At 65.6% G+C, this 209-nt stretch carries 1 protein-coding gene; it reads left to right on the forward strand.

Annotated features, from left to right (window positions below; translation table 11 throughout):
* On the forward strand, window positions 1-209 hold a 209-nt coding region (locus ACSNOC_RS28040; protein WP_436750373.1), incomplete at both ends, for a hypothetical protein.

The following is a 209-nucleotide window of genomic DNA, read 5'->3' on the forward strand; positions in this document are numbered from 1 at the left end:
AATGCGGATGGTGCGACGTCGCTGGGTGCGTTGCTGCCGATGACCAGCGGTGGGAAGCCGGTGGATTTCGAGGATCCGGGTGAGGACGACGTCTTCGGTGTCTCGCAGGTGGAGCACTTCTCCTGGAAGGGGCTGCTGGACTTCTCCACCTGTACCGAGTGCGGGCGGTGCCAGTCGCAGTGCCCGGCGTGGAACACCGGCAAGCCGCT

It is taken from the genome of Streptomyces sp. URMC 129 (assembly GCF_051386415.1).
GTDB lineage: Bacteria > Actinomycetota > Actinomycetes > Streptomycetales > Streptomycetaceae > Streptomyces.